This is a genomic window from Streptomyces sp. NPDC059567, assembly GCF_042735655.1.
Taxonomy (GTDB): domain Bacteria; phylum Actinomycetota; class Actinomycetes; order Streptomycetales; family Streptomycetaceae; genus Streptomyces.
Genome location: NZ_JBHWBS010000055.1, coordinates 23,710 through 27,735, shown reverse-complemented (window position 1 = coordinate 27,735; position 4,026 = coordinate 23,710). Strand labels below are relative to the sequence as shown.

General features: G+C 74.7%; 2 protein-coding genes. One reads left to right on the top strand and one right to left on the bottom strand.

Features of this window, described 5'->3' with window-relative positions:
- Nucleotides 1-1,218, bottom strand: a 1,218-nt coding sequence (locus ACFVZW_RS23250; protein ID WP_384524356.1) for an MFS transporter, incomplete at its 3' end; no start/stop codon positions are given.
- Nucleotides 1,219-1,308: 90 nt separating this feature from the next.
- On the opposite strand from ACFVZW_RS23250, the gene treY reads away from it, so the two are divergent.
- Entirely contained in the window at nt 1,309-3,663 is a 2,355-nt protein-coding gene (treY, locus tag ACFVZW_RS23245) for a malto-oligosyltrehalose synthase (RefSeq protein ID WP_384524294.1), read from the top strand.
- The last annotated feature ends 363 nt before the right edge of the window (nt 3,664-4,026 follow it).

Here is a 4,026-nt window from a genome sequence, read left to right as displayed (position 1 = left end):
GCCCCGCCCGTCCTCGCTACCGCGCCGGCCGCACCACCATCGCCGAGCCGCCGCCACCGCCACCGCCGCCGCCACCGCCGCCGCCACCGCCACCGCGAACGCCGCCCCCACCCCGTGCGTGTCCGCGAGCCGCCCCGAGAGGGCCAGCGCCAGCGCCTGGCCGCCGACGACACCGCTGGTCAGGAACGCCATGGACTCGGCCAGTCGAGACGCCGGGACGGTCCGCTCGGTGAGACCGAAGACGGTGATCAGATGCGGCGCGTACGCGGCACCGAGGACGATCACGACCCCGTACAGCGCGACCAGCGAGTCGACGAAGAGGAGCGGGACGGACAGGACCACGAGCGCGGCCGTCGAGACCCGCCATCGAGTCGCCGGCCCGATCCGCGCGGGCACGGCCGCCATGGAGAGCCCGACCGCGGCGCTCATCACCCCCATCGCCGCATAGACGAGCCCCGCCTGCGCCGGAGCCCCGAGCTTCTCGGTGAGCGCGGTGATCCCGGCCTGCGAGGCACCGAACATCGCGCCCTGAAGCACCATCGTGATCCGCAGCGCGTACGCGGACCGCGGCAGCCGACCCCGTTCGGCGGCAGCCGTCCGGGTGGTGGCGGCCTTCGTACCACCCTCGGCCGCGAGGGCCGACGGATGCAGCGCGAAGGCCGCGCCGCACGTGACGAGGAGCGCCGCCGCGAGGAGCAGGGCCGCGGCAGGGTGGGCCAGCGCCGCGGCCACACCGACGAGGGCCGGTCCGAGGACGAACGACACCTCGTCGAGGGTCCCTTCGAAGGACAGCACCGTCCCCACCGTCCGGTCGCCCGCGCCGGAGCGCCGGGCCAGGGCCACCGAGCGCGTCCGGGCGAGCGGCCCGATCTGCGGGACGGTCGCCCCGGCGAACGCGCCGAGGAGCATCAGCCAGCCGGTCGCCGCGTGCGCGAGCGCCGCGAGGACGAGCGCGACGACGGCCACCGCGTTGGCGAGGGACGCGGCGAAGACCACCCCGCGCTGCCCGCGCCGGTCCGCGAGCCGGCCGATGACCGGTCCCGCCACGGTCTGCCCCGCCGCGAGCGCCCCTCCGGCGAGCCCTGCCGCCGTCAGTGATCCACTCGTCTCGGAGACCAGGAGAAGGCTGCCGAGCTGGCACATGGCGGTGGGCAACCGCCCCAGGAACGAGACGACCGGCAGCCCCGGTCCGAGCAGTGACAGGGTGTCGCGATACATACGGAGCATCGGCCGAACGTAACGCGATGCACACGAACGGACGCATGAGGCGATGACACAGAAGCCTCCACGCCGGGTACGTACGTTCGCATGACGCCCTCGCCCACCGCCCCGACGGTCCCCACCGCCACCTATCGGCTCCAACTCCAGCCGGAGTTCCCCTTCTCGGCAGCCGAGCGCGCTGTCCCGTACCTCGCCGGCCTCGGGGTGTCCCACCTCCACCTCTCCCCCGTCCTGGAGTCCGTGCCCGGCTCCACGCACGGCTACGACGTGACCGACCACCGCACGATCCGCCGGGAACTGGGCGGCGAGGAGGGGCTGCGGGCGCTCGCGGCGGCAGCCCGGGCACACGGCCTCGGTCTGGTCGTGGATCTCGTGCCCAATCACATGGCCGCGTCGCCCGCCCACAACCACGCGCTGCACGCGGTGCTCCGCGAGGGCCCGGACTCGCCGTACGCCCGCTGGTTCGACATCGACTGGGAGGCGGGCGACGGCCGGGTCCTGCTGCCCGTCCTGCCGGCCCGGCTGCCGGACATCCGGGAGCGACTGCGGGTCTCCGACGGTGCGCTGCACCTGGACGGGCAGGCGTTCCCGCTCCGTGCGGGCACCGAGGAACTGCCGCTGCCCGAGCTGCTCGACGCCCAGTGGTACCGCCTGGCCTGGTGGCGCCTGGCCCGCACCGAGCTCAACTACCGCCGCTTCTTCACCATTTCGGAGCTGATCGGGGTTCGGGTCGAGGACCCCGAGGTGTTCGGCGACACCCACGGCAAGATCGTGGAGCTGGTACGGGACGGGGTGATCGAGGGGCTGCGGATCGACCATCCCGACGGGCTCGCCGACCCGGAGGGCTATCTGGAGCGGCTACACGAGGCCACGGGCGGCCGGTGCTGGACGGTGGTGGAGAAGATCCTCACCGGTACGGAGCCGCTGCCGCCGGCCTGGCCCGTGGCCGGGACCACCGGATATGACGCCCTGCGGTACGTGGACGGGATCTTCGTGGACGGCGCGGGCGCCGACGAACTCCTCGATGTGTACCGGGATTTCGCCGGGCGGGCCGGGGACCGGGGCGGCATCTGGGAGGCGACGGCCCGCCGCGCCGCGTACAAGGTCGTGACGCACGAGCTGTCCGCGGAGACGACTGCCCTGACCAGGATCGCGGGACGCATCTGCGCCGCCGACCCGGAGCTGCGCGACCACGCGCCGTGGGCGCTGCGGACCGCGATCCGTGAACTGCTGGTCCGCGTACCGGTGTACCGCACGTACCGGACCGGCGGAGAGGCGGTCCTCACGCCGGACGCGGCGCGCGGGGCGAAGGCGGCCTTCGCGGTGCCGGAGGAGGCCACGGCCGTCGACACCGTACGGGACCTGGCGCTCGGGCGGCTCGGTGACGGTCCCGAACACGCGGCGTTCCGGGCGAGGTTCGCTCAGACGTCCTCCGCCTTGCGGGCCAAGTCCGTGGAGGACACGGCCTTCTACCGCTACACCCCGCTGCTGTCGGCGAACGAGGTGGGCGGGGATCCCGGTCGTCCGGCCGTCGCGCCGGAGGAGTTCCACGCGTACTGCATGCGGCTGGCCCGGGACTGGCCCGCCACCGGCACGGTGCTGACCACGCACGACACGAAGCGGAGCGCGGACGTCCGGGCGGGGATCGCGATCCTGTCCCAATGCCCCTCGGTCTGGGCCGCGTTGCTGGAGGAGGTGGCGGGGGTGCCGGCGCCCGATCCACATCTGGCGTGGACGGCGTGGCAGACCGCGTTCGGCTTCGGCACCCCGGATCCGGACCGGCTCGGTCCCGCGGTGCTGAAGTCCGTCCGGGAGGCGGGGCTGCACACCAGCTGGACGGAGCCCGACGCGGTGTACGAGCGGGCCGTGACGGATTTCGTGGCGGCGGGGCCCGGCCGGATTCCGCTACGGGCGGCGTCGGAGGCGGCGTTCGCCCTGGAGCCGCACATCCGGGCGCAGATGCTGGGCGCGACGCTGGTGCAGCTGACGATGCCGGGTGTGCCGGAGCTGTATCAGGGGACGGAGCGGGAGTACCGGGCGCTGGTCGACCCGGACAACCGGCGGCCGTTCGCGATCGGGCCGGACGACGACAAGACGGCGCTGGTCAGGGCGGCGCTGCGGCTGCGGCGCCGGCATCCGGAGCTCTTCGGCGCGGCCGGGAGCTACATGCCGCTGCCCGCGTCGGGGGCTGCGGCCGCGCACTGCCTGGCCTTCGCCCGAGGCGAGGGGGCCACACCGGAGACGATCACGGCGGTGACCCGACTCCCGCTGCGCCTCGCGGAGGCGGGCGGCTGGCAGGACACGGAACTGCCTCTGCCGCCGGGCCCGTGGTTCGACCTCCTGGACGGGGTACGGGAGTTCCGGGGCGGCACGGTGAAACTGCGGGACCTCTTCGCCGAACGCCCGGTGGCCCTCCTCACCCACGACCACCGCCGCCCGTGAACCCCGGGGTTCCGCGGGGGCCGGGTGGCCGCCCGCCCCACCCCCGTTGTGGGCGATCGTTCCGCTGGGGCGGAACGGGTGGGCACAACGGACGGCGCCCTTGCCGGGCCCAGGCTCCCCGTTCCTGCGGTGCCCACGGGTGCGGCGCCGTCGTCGGGTTGTGCCCACCCTCCCCCAGACTCCGTCCGGGGGGACCCCCAGCCCCGCGGAACGCCTGCCCACGACCAGGCGGGACAGGGCTTGCGGGGTGGGCACCGGCCGCGGGGTGGGCTAGGGGGTGGAGTTGGGGGGGACGGGGGGGGGGCAGATACCCCCCCGGCGGGGGGGGGGGCCCGGTGGTTGTGGGGGGGGTGGGGTGGTTAG